Below are 16849 nucleotides of genomic sequence, written 5' to 3'. Positions count from 1 at the left end.
GATCACGACGCGAATGGGCTCGCGTCTGCGCAGGTCATTCGGGGGTTTCCCGGGATCGACGGCCGCAACCGACCCCCCGTATTTCGTGAGCCAAATCACGATCATTTTGTGAGCTGGGCCACGGGCAAAACCCAGGCGGCGCCGGCATCGATGCGGCGAAAAGCCTTTTCGGAGCCAGTATCGGACGTCTGGGACTCCATCAGCACACCGTCTTCGCTGGTTCGGGTGCCAGCATTCCGCCTGGGAGACAGTCGAAATCCGCTGCGGGTGAACAGTAATGGAGATCAGTGACTGTTACTGCCTGTATCGGGTGGTCCGAATAACCTTGCGGGAGATCGTGTTACGGATCCAAGGGGCGGGCGGCGTCCGACAGACAGCCCGACTGACGGCGTTCCGCCACCGTCATTGGTCAGAGTGACGAATGCAAGCACCTGGTACAGCGAGCGAAAAAGTGTTATTCACCCGCCTTTTCCACGTGCATGAACATCAGAGACGTTGCGGTCCAGACGCTTTCACGCCGACCTGCGGCCCGCGAGATCCGAAGCCGCGTGCCGGACGGCGTGACAATTCACGGTCGTGTCCATCACCGAAGGGTGTCGAAATTCAGTGCCGGCAATTCGCGGAATTCGCGGAGTTATTCCGAGCGAAATTTCTTCGAATTTGCTAGTGCAATCGCGGCGGGACGATCGCCGCCAGATCCGCCTCGGTGTTGACGTTGGTCAGCGCCACCTGCTCGGCCATGACGATCCGCTGGGTGTCGACCGCGTCGACGAGCGCGCGCATGCTGCGCGCACCGGCGGTGACCAGCTGGTCGACCACCGGAGACAGCCCGGTGCGGTAGATGCCGGCCAGATAGTGGTCCCGGCCGTCCCACGGCAAGACGATGTCGGTTCCGAGCCGCTCCGCCGGCCCGGCCAGCATGTCGATGACGTCGGTGGTGAGTTCGGGCATGTCGACCGCGCACACGAAGGCGTGGGCGACACCGGCGTCGGCGGCCGCGCGTAATCCGCGTCCGGTGGCCAACAGCGGCCCCACGCCGCGCACCTCGTCGCGCAGCACCGTGGCCCGCAGTTCGGGCAGCGCCTGACCGGGCGCGGCGATGACGAACACCGGCTCGCAGCGGGTCCGCACGATCGACACCACCCGCTCGACCAGCGTGGTCGGCCCGTCCGGGCCGTCGAACGGCAGGGTGGCCTTGTCCCGGCCCATGCGCCGGGACGCGCCTCCGGCGAGGATGACAGCGGCCAGCGGCAGCGAAGACGTCACAGCCGTGACGTTAGTCCAGCGCGCGCCGTCCGAGCCGGAGAAACGTCAGTCGACCGACCAGGTGTCCTTGCCACGCAGCAGCGCCTGCAGCGCCGCGGTGTCGTGCGGCCTGGCCTCGCGGGCCGCGATGAGCTGCTGACGCGCCGCGTCGTCGTAGGTCGGCTTGCTGACCTGGCGGAAGATGCCCATGACCATGTGATCGAGGTTCTGCTCCGAGAGCCGCGAGAGCGCGAACGCGTAGGCGGGATCCTGCAGGTGCGCATCGTGCACGACGATCTGGTCGGCCGGCACGTCGGCGGTCTTCGCGACCTCCAGCCCGTAACCCGACTTGACCACGCAGTACTCGGCGTCCGCGCCGAACGTGATCGGCTCGGAGTGGCGCAGGTTGATCAGTCGCTCCTCGGCGCCTTCCTTGCGCAGCGCGTCGAACGATCCGTCGTTGAAGATCGGGCAGTCCTGCATGATCTCGACCAGTGCGGCGCCGCGGTGCTCGGCGGCACCGCGCAGCACCTCCGACAGGCCCTTGCGGTCGGAATCGAGCGCACGCCCGACGAACGTCGCCTCGGCGCCCAGGGCCAGTGACACCGGGTTGAAGGGGTAGTCCAGTGAGCCCATCGGCGTCGACTTGGTGACCTTGCCGACCTCGGAGGTCGGCGAGTACTGCCCCTTGGTGAGGCCGTAGATGCGGTTGTTGAACAGCAGGATCGTCAGGTTCACGTTGCGGCGCAGCGCGTGGATCAGGTGGTTGCCGCCGATCGACAGCGCATCGCCGTCACCGGTGACCACCCAGACCGACAGGTCTTCGCGGGCCAGCGCGAGTCCGGTGGCGATGGTCGGGGCGCGACCGTGGATGGAGTGGAAACCGTAGGTCTCCAGGTAGTACGGGAACCGGCTCGAGCAGCCGATGCCGCTGACGAACGCGATGTTCTCCCGCCGCAGTCCCAGCTCGGGCAGGAAATTGCGGATCGTGTTGAGGATGACGTAGTCGCCGCACCCCGGGCACCAGCGCACTTCCTGATCGCTGGTGAAGTCCTTGGCCTTCTGGGGCTCGTCGGTGGTCGGCACCAGGCTGGTCTTGGTCAGCGGCGTCAGCCCGAGGTCGTTGCCTATCACGTCCGTCATGCGTTCACTCCAGTCTCGACCGTGGCCGCTGCCAGCCGCGCGAACTTGGCTTTCTCGTTTTCCTTGTCGCCGAGCGTCCCGTCCAGCGCGGCGTCGATGATGCCCTCGACCTCGTCGGCCAGGAACGCCATTCCCTCCACCTTCGTCACCGACTGCACGTCGACGAGGTAGCGCCCGCGCAGCAGCAGCGCCAGCTGCCCGAGGTTCATCTCCGGCAGGACGACGGTGGAGTACCGGGCGAGCACCTCACCGAGGTTGGCCGGGAACGGGTTCAGGTGACGCAGCTGGGCGTGGGCGACCTTGATGCCCTTGCGCCGGGCGCGGCGGCAGGCCTCGCCGATCGGGCCGTAGCTGCTGCCCCAGCCCAGCATGAGCAGGTCCGCGTCACCGGTGGGGTCGTCGACCTCAAGGTCCGCGACGTCGATGCCCGCGATCTTCTCCTGCCGCAGTCGCACCATCAGATCGTGGTTCTTGGGCTCGTAGGAGATGTTGCCGGAGCCGTTCGCCGACTCGAGCCCACCGATGCGGTGCGCGAGCCCCGGGGTGCCGGGCACCGCGAACTGGCGGGCCAGCGTCTCGGGGTCACGGGCGTAGGGCTGGAACGGCTCACCTTCCTTGGCGAAGGTGTGCTCGATGGGCGGGTACGCCGACGTGTCGCTGATGTCGGGGATGCGCCACGGCTCCGAGCCGTTGGCGATCGCGCCGTCGGACAGGATCATCACCGGCGTGTGGTAATTGATCGCGATCCGCACCGCCTCCACCGCGACGTCGAAGCAGTCCGACGGGGAGCGGGGGGCCAACACGGCCACCGGCGACTCACCGTTGCGACCGAACATCGCCTGCAGCAGGTCGGCCTGCTCCGTCTTGGTGGGCAGACCGGTCGACGGGCCGCCGCGCTGGACGTCGATGACGATCAGCGGCAGCTCGGTCATCACGGCCAGGCCGATGGCCTCCGACTTCAGCGAGATGCCCGGTCCCGACGTGCTGGTGACGCCGATGGCGCCGCCGTACGACGCGCCGATCGCGGCGCCGATGCCGGCGATCTCGTCCTCGGCCTGGAAGGTCAGCACGTTGAAGTTCTTGTGCTTGGACAGCTCGTGGAGGATGTCCGACGCCGGGGTGATCGGGTAGGTGCCGAGCACGACCTGCAGGTCGGCCAGTTGGCCGGCGGTCACGATGCCGTAGGCGAGTGCGGTGTTGCCCGAGATCTGGCGGTATTCACCGCTCTTGAGCTTCGCCGGCGCCACCTCGTAGGTGGTGCCGAAAGCCTCGGTCGTCTCGCCGTAGTTCCAGCCGGCCTTGAGCGCCAGCACGTTGGCCTCGGCGACATCGGGCTTGCGCGCGAACTTCTCGCGGATGAACGCCTCGCTGTGCTCCAGTTCGCGGCCGTACATCCACGACAGCAGGCCGAGGGCGAACATATTCTTCGCGCGCTGGCCGTCCTTCTTGCTGGCCCCGATCGACTCGACCGCACCGAGGGTCAGCGTGGTCATCGCGACGGCCTGCACGACGTAGTCGGACAACTCGTCGGACTCCAGCGGGTTGGCGTCGTACCCCACCTTGGCGAGGTTGCGCTTGGTGAACTCGTCGGAGTTGGCGATGATCAGCCCGCCGCGGGGCAGATCGGAGACGTTGGCCTTCAGCGCGGCGGGGTTCATCGCGACGAGCACGTCGGGGCGGTCGCCCGCGGTGAGGATGTCGTAGTCGGCGATCTGGATCTGGAACGACGAGACGCCCGGCAGGGTGCCCTGGGGCGCGCGGATCTCGGCGGGGTAATTCGGTTGCGTCGCAAGGTCGTTGCCGAACAGCGCGGCCTCGGAGGTGAACCGGTCGCCGGTCAGCTGCATGCCGTCGCCGGAGTCGCCGGCAAAACGGATGACGACCTTTTCGAGCTTCTGCCGAGGGGTGGCGCCGGTAGCGGCGTCACTGCCGTTTTGACCCACGACCCTGCCTTTCACGTCTGGTGGAGCGGCTCCGGTGCGTCGCGAGACGAGGCTGCGAGGTCACGGCGCTCCGACCGAGTTGTCTGCCAACTCGATTTTCCTGTCACTGGCAGTACCGATTATTGCACTTCTCTTAGGTTGCCCTGCACGCGAGGCGCGGGCTACCACCGAGTAAAGAACCGCGAACAGCCCAGTTCAAGCGCGTGCCGGCGCGCGGCATGAGACATCTTTGTGGTTTTCGTCACGTTTTCGGCGCCGGAATTTTCTAAGACTCTGGTTACCGGTCAGTAGCTGACAGCTAGCACTGAGTTCGCCTCGGCCGGCGCCGGCGGAGCCGCTCAGCCGAGCGACACGGACTTGACCCGGCGGCGCTTCTCGAGCTCTTTGGCGACGAGCTCGCTGGCCTGCTCGGCGGCCCGGCGGGGAACGTCGCCCATGGCGCGGTGGGCCGCGTAGCACGCGGTGAACATGTCCCCGGCGCCCGTGGTCTGCACGTCGAGCACGCGCCACGCCGCGGGAACGCGATCGACGTCGCCGTCGGTGTAGATGTCGCAGCCCTCGGAGCCGTACGTCACGACGATCTCGGGCACCCCGAGCCGTTCGGCCGCTGCGGCGTCGAAGGGGCCGTCGGCCACCACGACCGCTTCGTCTTCGGCCAGCTTCAGGACATCGAGGTGCGTGAGCAGGTCGGGCGGGAAGTGGCGGTCCTCGAGCAGCGGTCCCAGGCGATCGGCCCGCACCAGCCCCTGCCCGTCGTAGACGACGCGGTGTCCACGGGCGGACAGCAGCGCCAGCGTCTCGGCCGGGAAATCGGTGCGCAGCAGCGGCGCGAGGTGCACCCAGGTGGTGTCGGGGTCCGCGGCCGCAATCTCGGCCGCACCCCAGACCGGGCCGATCGCGTCGACCGACATGTGGCGGTGGTCGACGTCGTCGTAGTCGAGACGGAACGCGCTCGTGCGGTCCGCGGGCAGGACCCGGACGAGATCACCGAACCGGTCGAGCAGCGGGTCGAAGAGCTCGTGGTCCTGTTCGGCGCCGAGGGCGACGATCCGGCCGGGACAACCGGAGGCCTGCAGCGCCACCCCGGCGAACGACGCGCAGCCGCCCGGGCTCTTGTCCGCACCGTTGATGACGTCGATCGCCAAATTGCCCAGCACGGTCACACCGTTGACGAGTTCTCGCGGCACCGATCGATCTCCCGGGTCTTCATCGGCGCGTTCTCGACACCGTGGGGCGAAATGGTATCCGGGATTACCCGCTTTCTCCGATTCCTGCGCGTCAGACAGGGAGGTTGTAGGGCGTCACGACCTGGATGGGTGCGGGCCGGACGGGCTCGGCGGGCAGCGCGCCGTGCCACTGCAACAGGGACCGGATCGCCGATCTGGCGTCGGCACGCAGGTCGTTGTGCAGCACGACCGAGATGCGGCCGTCGCGCAGCAGCCGCCGGTTGTCGGCGTCCAGGTCGTGGGCGACGAAAACGTGACATCTCCGGCCCAGCCGCTCGAACGCCGCCACGGTGGCGGTGTTGCCGCCACCCGGCGAGTAGACCGCCCCGATGCCCGGATTGCGCTCGAGCGCCTCCAGGACGAGCCGTTCGTTCGCCGCGTCGATGCCGTCGCTGTCGCTCACCTCGACGATCGCCCGGCCCGACCCGCGCAGACCGCTCCTGAATCCGACCTCACGTTCGCCCTCACCGCGAAACACCGCGCGGCTCAAGGTGATCAGCACGTCGGAGGGGGCATCGCCGAGCCACTGGTTCACCAGGTAGGCGGCGGTCACGCCGGCTCCGTGGTTGTCGATCCCGACGTAGGCGCAGCGTGCGCTCGACGGGACGTCGGTCGCGTAGGTCACCACCGGGACTCCCCCGGCGACCAGGCGGTCCACCGCCTCGGCGACCTCGGGTTCGTCCTGCGCCTTGAGCACGACGCCGTGACTGCCGCGGATCCTGCTCAGCGCATCGACCATCTCGGGCACCGAGCCCGACTCCCACAGATGGAATCGGGCCCGCACCATGGCGGGCGCGAACGCCGGGAGCTCGGCCTCGACGGCCGCCCGGAACGCGTCGGAGAACCGTTGCGGCGTCTGCATCACCACGTCGACGAGGTAGCGGCGGCCGTTGAGCCGCAGTTGTGTGCGCTGTTTGTCGAGGTCGGCGATCGCCTGGTTGACCTCGGCGACGGTGGTCTCCCGCACGCCCGGGCGGTTGTTGAGCACCCGGTCGACCGTGGCCTCGCTGAGCCCGCTCTGCTGAGCGATCTCGCGAACCTTGTAGCGGTGCGCCATCTGCCGCCCTTCCGCCGCGTCGCTTTGAGGTGTTTTTGATGGATTTCTGCCGTTGATTGCGACTCCGATCACAGCAAGACTAACGGCCATGGCAACACCACTGCACACAGCGTCGGCGCCGTGGCTCAGCGAGTCCGACTTCGACCTGCGGGACTTCCGCGCCGAGGTCGAACGCGACACTGACCTCGCCGACTACCCGTATGCCGCCGAGGTGCGCAGCAATGTGCTCGTGTACTCGGCGTCGGCCATGGCCCGCGTGTCTGACCGGCGCGCCCTGCAGGCCGAGTTGATCCGCGCGCTCGCGGACGGGCCGGGCGTCGTGGTGTTCACCGAGGCGTTCGACGCCGGCATCACCGACCGGGCCAGTGAGGCGTTCTTCGCGATCATCGAGGCGCAGCGGGCCGCGGGCCAGGCTGCCGGGGACCACTTCGGCAAGCCCGGCGCCAACGACCGCATCTGGAACGCCGCGCAGAAGCTGGCGCTGCACGATCCCCAGGTGTTCGCCGAGTACTACGCCAACGACGCCCTCGGCCTCGTGTGCCAGGCCTGGCTGGGCCCGCGCTACCAGGTGACCTCGCAGGTCAACGTCGTCAACCCCGGCGGCACGGCGCAGGTGCCGCACCGCGACTACCACCTCGGCTTCGTTCCCGAGGACCACCTGCTCGGTTACCCCGCCCATATCCACCGCACGTCGCCGACGCTGACGCTGCAGGGCGCAGTCGCGCACTGCGACATGCCGGTCGAGAGCGGGCCCACGATGCTGCTGCCGCATTCGCAACGCTTCGCCGGCGGCTACATCGCCTTCAACCGGCCCGAGTTCATCGACTACTTCGCCCAGCACCACGTGCAGCTGCCGCTGCGCAAGGGCGACGCGGTGTTCTTCAGCCCCGCGCTCTATCACGGTGCGGGATCGAACATCTCGTCAGGAGAGTCGGCGATCAAGCGGATCGCGAACCTGATGCAGATCAGTTCGCCCTTCGGACGGGCCATGGAGGCGATGGACCGCACCGCGATGGTGCGCGCCGTCTATCCCGCCCTGCGGGCGATGCGCGCCGCCGGCCGGTCACCACAGGAACTGGAGAACGTCGTGGTGGCCACCGCGGAGGGCTATGCGTTTCCCACCAACCTCGACAGCGATCAGCCGATCGGCAGCCTGGCCCCGGCCAGTGAGGTCGACATCGTGCTGGGCGCGCTGGCCGACAACCTGACCGACGAAGAACTCGACGTCGCACTGCGCGACCGGAACGAACGGAGAAACCCATGACCACCCTCGGCCTGATCGGACTCGGCCGGATCGGCGCGTTCCATGCCGACACGCTGACGAACCTGCCGGAGGTGTCCGGCCTTGTCGTCACCGACGAGCGGCCCGACGTCGTCGCTGCTGTCGCCGCGAAATACGGTGCCACGCCGGCAGATTCGGTGGACCAACTGCTCTCGTCGGGCGTTGACGGCATCGTCGTCGCGGCGGCCACACCGGCCCACGCCGAGCTGGCGCTGGCCGCCGTCGAGCGGGGTCTGCCGACCTTCTGCGAGAAGCCGATCGCGTCCACCGCCGCCGAGAGTGCGCGCGTCGCCGAGATCATCGCGCGTTCCGGCGTCCCGGTGCAGGTCGGCTATCAGCGCCGCTTCGACGCGGCGTTCGCCGCCGTCAAGGAGGCCGTCGACAGCGGATCACTGGGTGCGGTGCACACCGTGCGCAGCACGACGATGGATCCGGCTCCCCCGCCGATGGACTACATCAAGGGGTCCGGCGGGATCTTCCGCGACTGCGCCGTGCACGATTTCGACGTGATCCGCTGGGTGACCGGGCAGGAGGTCGTCGAGGTGTACGCCACCGGCAGCGTCCAGGGCGACCCGCTGTTCACCGAGTACGGCGACGTCGACACCGCCGCGATCGTGGTGCGCTTCGACGGCGGGGCGCTCGGCGTGGTCTCGGCGGCGCGCTACAACGGACGCGGTTACGACTGCCGGCTCGAGGTGCACGGCTTCGACGACACCGTCGTCGCGGGCTGGGACCAGGGAGCGCCGGTGCGCAATGCCGACCCGGCCACGGACTTTCCGAACGGCCAGCCGCACCACTTCTTCATGGACCGCTTCACCGAGGCATTCCGCACGGAGCTCGGCGAATTCGTCAAGGTCGTCCAGGGCGGCCCGGTTCGGGGTGCGACGGTCGCCGACGCGGTCGAGGTCGCCTGGATCGCCGAAGCCGCCACCGAGTCCCTGCGCCGGGGTGCGCCGGTGAGCATCAAGGAGGTCCAGCAGTGAAGATCGCCGGAGCGCCGATCTCGTGGGGCGTGTGCGAGGTACCCGGCTGGGGTCACCAGCCCGCGCCGGAGCGCGTGCTGTCCGAGATGCGCCAGGCCGGCCTGACCGCCACCGAACTCGGTCCCGAAGGGTTCCTGCCCTCGGACACCTCCGAGTTGGTGGCGACGCTGGACGGGCATGGGTTGAGTTGTGTCGGCGGATTCGTGCCGGTGGTGCTGTTCGACGAGGACCACGACCCCGTCGAGGATCTCGCCGGGCCGCTGGAATCGTTGGTCGCGGCCGGTGCCGGCGTGGTGGTGCTGGCCGCCGCCACCGGCGCCGACGGGTATGACGCGCGCCCGGCGCTGTCCGAGAAGCAGTGGCAGACACTGCTGTCGAATCTCGATCGGCTCGCCGACGTCGTCGCCCAGCGTGGCCTGGTCGCCGTGTTGCACCCCCATGTCGGGACGATGGTGGAGAACAGGGCCGACGTGGACCGGGTGCTCACGGGTTCGCGCATCCCGCTGTGCCTGGACACCGGCCACCTGTTGATCGGCGGCACCGATCCGCTCCAACTCGCCCGCGAGGTGCCCGAGCGGATCAGGCACACGCACCTCAAGGACGTCGACGCGGCGCTGGCCGCCAGGGTGCAGGCCGGTGAGCTCACCTACACCGAGGCCGTCGCGGCCGGCATGTACGTGCCCCTGGGCGCAGGTGACGTCGACATCGCCGGCATCGTGAAGGCGTTGGAGGACAGCGGTTTCGACGGCTGGTATGTGATGGAGCAGGACACCATTCTCGACGGTGAACCCGACGGCGAGGGACCACTGGCCGATGTGCTCGCCAGTGTGGCCTTCCTGACGGGTGCCGCGTCGGGCGTGTCCGCGTGACCCTGCGGATCGGCGTCCTCGGGGCGTCGCGGATCGCCGAGAACGCGATCATCGGCCCTGCCCAGGAGCTCGGGCATCGGCTGGTCGCGGTGGCTGCCCGGGACCCGTTGCGCGCCAAGGCGTTCGCCGACAAGTACGGCGTGGAGCGGGTGCTGACGTCCTATCAGGACGTGATCAGCGACCCGGGGGTCGACGTCGTCTACAACCCGCTGGCGAACTCGCTGCACGCTCCGTGGAACCTGGCCGCGGTGGAGGCGGGCAAGCCCGTGCTCACCGAAAAGCCCTACGCCCGCGATCGCGCCGAGGCGGCGCGCGTCGCGGCTGCCGCCGAGGCGTCGGGCGTCACGGTCATGGAGGGCTTCCACTATCTGTTCCATCCCGCGATGCGGCGCGTGCTCGAGCTGACGGGCGAGGGAGCCCTGGGCGAGCTCCGCCGCGTCGAGGTCCGAATGGGGATGCCCGAGCCGGCCCCCGACGATCCGCGATGGTCGCTGGACATGGCCGGCGGCGCGTTGATGGACCTGGGCTGCTACGCCCTGCACATCATGCGCCGGTTCGGGTCGCCCCGGGTCGTGTCGGCGACCGCGGTGGAGCGCACACCCGGCGTCGACGAGCGCCTGGACGCCGAACTCGTCTATCCCTCGGGCGCAACGGGATTGACGACGAACTCGATGGTCGAGCAGGAACACTCGTTCACGCTGCGCGTCATCGGCACGCACGGGGAGGTTGCCGTGCCCAATTTCATCAACCCGCCCGCCGACGACGGCCTGACCATCACCATCGGGGACACCACGACCGTGGAGCGTGTCGGGAAGAGGCCGTCCTACACCTATCAGCTCGAGGCCTTCGCAGCGCACGTCGAACTTGGCGCCGCGCTGCCGCTGGATCCCGCGGACGCAGTGGCGAACATGGCGTTGATCGACGAGACCTACGTGGCCGCCGGCATGCAGCCACGCTGACGCCGGCGGGTAGGCCCCCGCGGCGCGCGGGGGCCTACCCTCGGAACTACTCGCCGGCCGCGCCGTCCGAGCCGGACGCGGCGCCACCCGGGTCTCCGGATCCCGCTGCGTCACCGGCGCTGTCGGTGCCGCCGGCCGGATCGGGATCACTGGTTTCGGCGGCCGGGTCGTCGCCATCCGTTCCGCTGTCGTCACCGACGGTCACGTCGTCGGCTGCGGCCTCGTCGTCGACGACGTCAGCGTCGCCGGAGGTGTCGTCGTCGACGGGCGTCTCCGCGGGATCCTCGGCGGGCCGCTCCTCGGTGTCCGCATCCGCCGCCGTCTCCGCCGCGTCTGCCGTGCCGGGTGCCGGTGCCGGTGCGGGCTCCGGTTCGGTTGTCTCCGAGGCGCTGTGGCTCGCAGGCACGGTCAGCGTCACCGTCGCCGCCGCGTCGATCGACGCAGTGGCGACCGCGTCGGCAGAGGCCGTCTTGGCCGTCTTGGCCGTCGTGGCGGGCGTCTCGGCGCCCAGTGCCGCCGCGATCGCCCTGGGCAGGTTGACGAACACGCTCTGCAGCAAGCCGGCGTTGAAGGGATTGTCACTGACCGAGAGCAAACCGGGGGCGAAGGTGCCGTTGACGTCGGTGTAGCCGTTCAACACGGCGCCGACGAGTCGGGCGGGCACGTTAATCACCGCCGTGAGGGCGTCGAGGAGGTGGCCAGCGCCGAGGGCCTGGACGACGTCTTGCACGGATTCGCCGAAAGCGTTGATGGGAGCGATGATCGGCGAGATCGCCGCCGTCAGCAGCGGCACGATGTTCGTGTTGTCGAACAGCGCGCCCACCGCGGCCGCCACGTTCTGCGCGATCTTCACCGGTACCTGCAGCAGTCCCGAGGTCAGAAGCGGGAGTCCGACACCGACCACGAGAGGTCCGGCGATGATGGTCGAGGTCAAGGTGGCGAAGCCGGCCGCAATCTGGCCGACCTTGATCTGCGCGACCGCGTCCCGGATCCCGGCCTGCAGGCCGAATGGATTGTCCGGTGAGAAGTACTCGGCCAGCCCCTCGATGATGCCCTTACCCGCGTCGCCGACGGTGCCCAGGTAGCCCAACTGGTTCTTCAGGAGCTGGCGCAGCACGGGCACCGGGTCCGACAGCACCTCCTGCCCCAGGCCGCCGGCGTTCTGGATCGCACCGGCGATCACCTCCGACCACAGGGCGAGCGGATTCGGCTGCGCGACGAGGTGGACGGCCGCCTCCGACACCCGGACGGCCGCGACATCCGGGAGCGGTGGCTGGATCGGACTCAGCGCGATGGCGCCGGCCCCGACCAGTGCGACAGCGGTTGCCAGAGGCGGCCTGACAGCGACGTGCATGGACTCTCCTTCGTTGAAAGTTCAAACATGAACGGCGGTAATTTACTCAGCAGTAAGTTGACATGTCCGCGTTTTGCGTCAAGAAGTTGCACGCGTCAAGCCGGAATGTCCAGGCCAGCAAAAGACTGTTGTTCAGACCAGGAGCCTCGGCTTCGTACCTGGTCAAACGTCTGTGAGAATCATCGGCAAAGGCCTGGAGGCGGATGGCGCCCGCGGATTGTGGTACGTCCGTCCGACACGGGGCCAGTGGACGTGATCCTCTGAGTTCGCTGGTGAAAGGGTTCGCAACGCTACGCCCCGTTGCGGAATTGAGAAGGTTGCTGGCGACCTGCGCAGGGACAGCAGTCCGAATGCGGCAACGGCTGACGACCACGACTCGACGGGCTGCGATTATCCAGATAGCGAAGATCTGGCAACCAGGTCGCGATGCCGATTATTTTTTCGATCCCCGCCCTCCGCCGACGACGGTGACGGTCGCCGACAGCGCCGCGCGCCGTACTGCCCGACAGAACGGGCGCAGGCGCCCCGATTCATCGCCTCAGCCGCGGTCGGCCTGATCCGCGCCCGCCGACCGCCGCTCGTGCCAACGCAGGCGCAGCATCAGCAGGCTCCGGTGAGCGCGCCATCCAGCCGACAGCGGGTCACGCCAGACGGGAACATCCGTCCGGTTGTCGAAAACACTGTCCATGAATTCATTGTGCCGCCCGGCCCGCCATCCGGCCCGCCGACGCGGCAAGCGTCACCATGTCGAGACCGTGAACGTTCGTCGACGCGGTGATGCTCCCCCGCGGGCATTGTGCGGGATGACGGGTGTCCTATGGCCCTAGCCCGCGATCTCCGCGGTGCCGAAGTGTGGGCGATACCGAGTCAAGCGCTCTACCTGCGGCGAAAGGCCACCTGGTGACGAACGCACCGAACATTCTGGTCATCTGGGGCGACGACATCGGGCAGAGCAACCTGAGCTGCTACAGCAACGGTGTGATGGGCTACTGCACCCCGAACATCGACCGGATCGCCGATGAAGGTGCGTTGTTCACCGACTACTACGGCGAGCAGAGCTGCACTGCGGGACGCGCGGCGTTCATCACCGGCCAGAACCCTTACCGCACCGGCCTGACCAAGGTCGGCCTGCCCGGCGCCGAACTCGGCCTGCAGGCCGCGGACCCGACAATCGCGACCGCGCTCAAGACTCGCGGTTACGCGACCGGCCAATTCGGCAAGAATCACCTGGGCGACCGCGACGAGCATCTACCCACGATGCACGGTTTCGACGAGTTCTTCGGAAACCTGTACCACCTCAATGCGGAGGAGGAACCCGAGGAACCCGACTACCCGAAGGATCCGGAGTTCCGGAGGAAGTTCGGACCCCGCGGAGTGCTGCACAGCTGGACCAACGGCGACGGCACGCAACGCATCGAGGACACCGGGCCGCTGACCAAGAAGCGGATGGAGACGGTCGACGAGGAATTCCGTGATGCCGCCGTTGAATTCATCCACCGCCAGCACCAGGAGCAGACCCCGTTCTTCGTATGGTTCAACTCCACCCACATGCACTTCCGCACGCACCCCAAGCCGGACAGCGTCGGTCGCTCGGGGCGATGGCAGTCCACTTACCACGACACGATGATGGATCACGACGATCTGGTGGGCAGTCTGCTCGACACCCTCGACGAGCTCGGGATCGCTGACGACACCATCGTCATGTATTCGACAGACAACGGCCCGCACATGAACTCGTGGCCCGATGCGGGCATGACGCCGTTCCGTAACGAGAAGAACTCGAACTGGGAAGGCGCCTACCGTGTCCCGGCAATGGTGCGCTGGCCCGGCCACATCAGCGCGGGCACGGTTCTGCGCGGCATCGTCAGCCACAACGATTGGTTCGTCACTCTGCTGTCGGCCGCCGGCGTCCCGGACATCGCCGCGCAGCTTCGCACCGGTGTCGACCTGGGCGGCACGACCTACACGGTGCATCTCGACGGGCACGATCAACTGCCGTACCTGATCGGCCAGACCGCCACGAGTCCGCGCCAGCACTTCTTCTACGTCTCCGACGACGGTGATCTGACCGCTCTGCGCTTCGACAACTGGAAGATCGTCTTCCTGGAGCAACGCTGCCAGGGCACGATGCGAATCTGGGCCGAGCCCTACACCGCGTTGCGCGTCCCGAAGATCTTCAATCTGCGCACCGACCCCTACGAGCGGGCCGACCTGACGTCGAACACGTACTACGACTGGCTGCTGTCGCACGCGTACCTGCTCGTGCCGGCGCAGGCCTACGTCGGCCGCGCGCTGGCGACGTTCGCGGAGTTCCCACAGCGGCAGAAGTCGGCCAGCTTCAGCCTCGAGCAGGTCATGGACAAGCTCCGGGACGGCGCCGCCGCCAGCAGCTGAGCCGCAGGAACCACCACGATGGGTCGAAACCGTATGACGCTGAACGAGTATCCGCCAGGCACCGCCTTCACGGGTGTGATCGGGCGGACGCCGGCCGAGTCCGTTCCCGCGTGGCCGGCGCCGGTGCGTACGGATCCGTCCGCCCCCAACGTCGTGTTCATCGTCATCGACGACATGGGCTTCGGTCATCTGGGGTGTTACGGAAGTCCCATCGCCACGCCGACTATCGACCAACTCGCCGCCGATGGTCTGCGCTACGCCAACATGCACACCACGGCACTGTGCTCCCCGTCTCGGTCGTGCATCCTCACCGGACGCAACCATCATTCGAATCACCTGGCGTGTCTCACCAACGGTTCGACGGGATTCCCCGGTTCGGACGGGTACATCCCGTTCGAGAACGGATTTCTCTCCGAGATCCTCAAGTCGGTCGGCTACAACACGTACTGCGTGGGCAAGTGGCACCTGGCGCCGGAGGAGACGATGACCGCCGCGGGACCGTACGACCGCTGGCCGCTGGGACGAGGTTTCGAGCGGTACTACGGGTTCCTCGGCGGCGACACCCACCAGTACCATCCGGAACTGGTCCGCGACAATTCGCAGACCGAACCCGAGACCACGCCGGAGCACGGGTACCACCTGACTCCCGACCTGGTCGAGAAGGCCACAGCGATGATCGCCGACGCCAAACAGGTCGCGCCGGACAAACCCTTCTTCCTGTACTTCGCTCCGGGGGCGATGCATTCGCCGCATCACGTGCCACGGGAGTGGGCGGACAAGTACACGGGCGCGTTCGACGAGGGCTGGGATGTCTACCGCGAGCGGGTGTTCGAGCGGCAGAAAGACCTCGGTGTGGTACCCGGGGACACCACGCTGTCGCCGCACGATCCCGATGTGCAGTCATGGGGGTCGTTGTCCGCCGACGAGCGCCGCCTCTACGCCCGGATGATGGAGGTCTTCGCCGGATTTCTCGAACACACCGATCACCACCTCGGCCGGCTCATCGAATTCCTCAGGGAGATCGGCGAGTACGACAACACGCTGATCATGCTGGTCTCCGACAACGGCTCCAGCGCCGAAGGCGGACCGACGGGGTCAGTGAACGAGACCCGTTTCTTCAACAACGTCCCCGACACGGTCGCCGACGGTCTGGCCCGCATCGACGACCTCGGCGGCCCAGCGCTCTTCAACCACTTTCCGTGGGGCTGGACCAATGCCGGGAACACGCCGTTCCGGCGATGGAAGCGGGAGACCTACCGCGGCGGCACCACCGATCCGTTCATCGTGAGCTGGCCGCGAGGCATCACCGCTCACGGCGAGACGCGGATGCAGTACACGCACATCGTCGACATGGTCCCGACGGTGCTCGACGCGCTCGGCCTCGAACCGCCCGCCGCCATCGCCGGTGTGACCCAGTCCCCGATCGAGGGGGTGAGCTTCCGCCACACCTTCGCCGACGCGGCAGCGCCGAGCCGCCGCGTGACGCAGTACTTCGAGATGCTCGGCCACCGCTCGCTCTACCATGACGGCTGGCGTGCGGTATGTCCCTGGCCGGGACCGTCTTTCACCGAATCGGCCCACCGGTTCGGTGACGTGATCACCGCCGACATGCTCACCGAACTCGACGCGACCGGATGGGAGCTTTATCACGTAGAAGCGGACTACGCCGAGACGACGAATCTCGCCGGACCGGAACGCGCACGGCTGATCGCGATGATCGCCATGTGGTACACCGAGGCCGGCCGCTACCACGTCCTGCCCATCGACAGCCGCGCCACCGCCCGCATCGCCGACGAGCGCCCGCAGATCGCCGCGAGCCGCGACCGCTCCGTCCTCTACCCGGGTACACAATCGATTCCGGCTGCCGCCGCGCCGAAGATCCTCAATCGCCCCTACTCGATCAGCGCCGAAGTCGACGCCGGCGCCAGTGTCGAGGGGGTGCTGCTCAGCATGGGCGGCAACGACGGAGGGATCTCGTTCTACGTTCAGAACGGTCTGCTGTGCTTCGCGCACAACTACGTCGCCAAGGAGATCTTCTCCGTCAGGTCGGCGACGGCCGTTCCGGCCGGCCACCATGTCTTGCGCATGGAGTTCGAACCCACGGGACCCCCGGATGTGAAGAATGGCAGAGGAACTCCGGGACGGGTGCGGCTTCTCGTCGACGGAACCGAGACCGGTCGCGGCGACCTGCCGGTGACCACACCGATCCGGCTGGCCCAGGGCGGCGCCATGTTGGTCGGTGCCGACTCGGGATCGACCGTGACACCGGAGTACACGGCGCCCTTCGCGTTCACCGGCCGGATCCGCCGGGTGATCGTCGACGTCAGCGGCGAACACGTCGAGGACCACGAGGCCCAGTTCGCGATCGCGCTCGCGAAGCAGTAGCACGGGTCG

At 67.8% G+C, this 16849-nt stretch carries 13 protein-coding genes; 6 read left to right on the top strand and 7 right to left on the bottom strand.

Going from position 1 to position 16849, the window contains the following annotated elements:
* Nucleotides 1–663 precede the first annotated feature (663 nt).
* The 5 genes from mobA to MCHLDSM_RS00105 form a co-directional block, all read right to left on the bottom strand.
* A complete protein-coding gene (mobA, locus tag MCHLDSM_RS00125) occupies nt 664–1266 on the bottom strand; it encodes a molybdenum cofactor guanylyltransferase (RefSeq protein WP_082168606.1) in 603 nt (200 codons plus the stop codon).
* Nucleotides 1267–1311: 45 nt separating this feature from the next.
* On the bottom strand, nt 1312–2388 hold the full coding sequence (locus MCHLDSM_RS00120; protein WP_048468301.1) for a 2-oxoacid:ferredoxin oxidoreductase subunit beta: 1077 nt from the start codon (nt 2386–2388) through the stop codon (nt 1312–1314).
* Nucleotides 2385–4331: a 2-oxoacid:acceptor oxidoreductase subunit alpha gene (locus MCHLDSM_RS00115; RefSeq protein WP_048468445.1), complete on the bottom strand. Its 1947-nt coding sequence runs from the start codon at nt 4329–4331 to the stop codon at nt 2385–2387. Before MCHLDSM_RS00115 ends, MCHLDSM_RS00120 begins: the two co-directional genes overlap by 4 nt.
* Before the next feature lie 338 nt (nt 4332–4669).
* Nucleotides 4670–5494 carry a PfkB family carbohydrate kinase gene (locus MCHLDSM_RS00110; RefSeq protein WP_048468444.1) on the bottom strand — a complete coding sequence of 275 codons (825 nt, stop codon included), beginning with the start codon at nt 5492–5494 and terminating at the stop codon, nt 4670–4672.
* 115 nt (nt 5495–5609) lie between these two features.
* Nucleotides 5610–6614 (bottom strand): LacI family DNA-binding transcriptional regulator, encoded by a 1005-nt coding sequence (locus MCHLDSM_RS00105; RefSeq protein WP_048468300.1) that lies wholly within the window; start codon nt 6612–6614, stop codon nt 5610–5612.
* A gap of 88 nt (nt 6615–6702) precedes the next feature.
* Between MCHLDSM_RS00105 and MCHLDSM_RS00100 the strand changes: the two genes are divergently transcribed.
* From MCHLDSM_RS00100 to MCHLDSM_RS00085, 4 genes are read left to right on the top strand one after another with little or no spacing between them, the layout of a single operon-like run.
* Complete coding sequence (locus MCHLDSM_RS00100; protein ID WP_048468299.1) at nt 6703–7878, top strand: phytanoyl-CoA dioxygenase family protein; 1176 nt, start codon at nt 6703–6705, stop codon at nt 7876–7878.
* Complete coding sequence (locus MCHLDSM_RS00095; protein WP_048468298.1) at nt 7875–8879, top strand: Gfo/Idh/MocA family protein; 1005 nt, start codon at nt 7875–7877, stop codon at nt 8877–8879. The genes MCHLDSM_RS00100 and MCHLDSM_RS00095 overlap by 4 nt, the downstream gene beginning before the upstream one ends.
* A complete protein-coding gene (locus tag MCHLDSM_RS00090) occupies nt 8876–9748 on the top strand; it encodes a sugar phosphate isomerase/epimerase family protein (RefSeq protein WP_048468297.1) in 873 nt (290 codons plus the stop codon). Before MCHLDSM_RS00095 ends, MCHLDSM_RS00090 begins: the two co-directional genes overlap by 4 nt.
* A complete protein-coding gene (locus MCHLDSM_RS00085; protein WP_048468296.1) occupies nt 9745–10707 on the top strand; it encodes a Gfo/Idh/MocA family protein in 963 nt (320 codons plus the stop codon). Before MCHLDSM_RS00090 ends, MCHLDSM_RS00085 begins: the two co-directional genes overlap by 4 nt.
* 46 nt (nt 10708–10753) lie before the next feature.
* On the opposite strand, the gene MCHLDSM_RS00080 is transcribed toward MCHLDSM_RS00085, so the two are convergent.
* Nucleotides 10754–12061 (bottom strand): hypothetical protein, encoded by a 1308-nt coding sequence (locus tag MCHLDSM_RS00080; protein WP_063840590.1) that lies wholly within the window; start codon nt 12059–12061, stop codon nt 10754–10756.
* Between the two features lie 538 nt (nt 12062–12599).
* Nucleotides 12600–12749, bottom strand: coding sequence for a hypothetical protein (locus tag MCHLDSM_RS37975; protein ID WP_156090908.1), 150 nt, complete (start codon nt 12747–12749; stop codon nt 12600–12602).
* Between the two features lie 209 nt (nt 12750–12958).
* Here MCHLDSM_RS37975 and MCHLDSM_RS00075 point away from each other — a divergent pair, with 209 nt between their 5' ends.
* Together MCHLDSM_RS00075 and MCHLDSM_RS00070 are read left to right on the top strand one after the other, a co-directional pair.
* Nucleotides 12959–14455, top strand: coding sequence for an arylsulfatase (locus tag MCHLDSM_RS00075; RefSeq protein WP_407661916.1), 1497 nt, complete (start codon nt 12959–12961; stop codon nt 14453–14455).
* A gap of 33 nt (nt 14456–14488) precedes the next feature.
* Complete coding sequence (locus MCHLDSM_RS00070; RefSeq protein ID WP_048468294.1) at nt 14489–16840, top strand: arylsulfatase; 2352 nt, start codon at nt 14489–14491, stop codon at nt 16838–16840.
* Nucleotides 16841–16849: the final 9 nt, after the last annotated feature.

It is taken from the genome of Mycolicibacterium chlorophenolicum, assembly GCF_001044235.1.
Taxonomy (GTDB): domain Bacteria; phylum Actinomycetota; class Actinomycetes; order Mycobacteriales; family Mycobacteriaceae; genus Mycobacterium; species Mycobacterium chlorophenolicum.
This window is presented reverse-complemented; position numbering and strand designations above follow the sequence as displayed.

Excerpts from the sequence above, each read along its gene's own strand:
- MCHLDSM_RS00120 (WP_048468301.1), bottom strand. The coding sequence starts at position 2,388 with ATGACGGACGTGATAGGCAACGACCTCGGGCTGACGCCGCTGACCAAG.
- MCHLDSM_RS00105 (WP_048468300.1), bottom strand. The coding sequence starts at position 6,614 with ATGGCGCACCGCTACAAGGTTCGCGAGATCGCTCAGCAGAGCGGGCTC.
- MCHLDSM_RS00100 (WP_048468299.1), top strand. The coding sequence starts at position 6,703 with ATGGCAACACCACTGCACACAGCGTCGGCGCCGTGGCTCAGCGAGTCC.
- MCHLDSM_RS00095 (WP_048468298.1), top strand. The coding sequence starts at position 7,875 with ATGACCACCCTCGGCCTGATCGGACTCGGCCGGATCGGCGCGTTCCAT.
- MCHLDSM_RS00080 (WP_063840590.1), bottom strand. The coding sequence starts at position 12,061 with ATGCACGTCGCTGTCAGGCCGCCTCTGGCAACCGCTGTCGCACTGGTC.
- MCHLDSM_RS37975 (WP_156090908.1), bottom strand. The coding sequence starts at position 12,749 with ATGGACAGTGTTTTCGACAACCGGACGGATGTTCCCGTCTGGCGTGAC.
- MCHLDSM_RS00070 (WP_048468294.1), top strand. The coding sequence starts at position 14,489 with ATGACGCTGAACGAGTATCCGCCAGGCACCGCCTTCACGGGTGTGATC.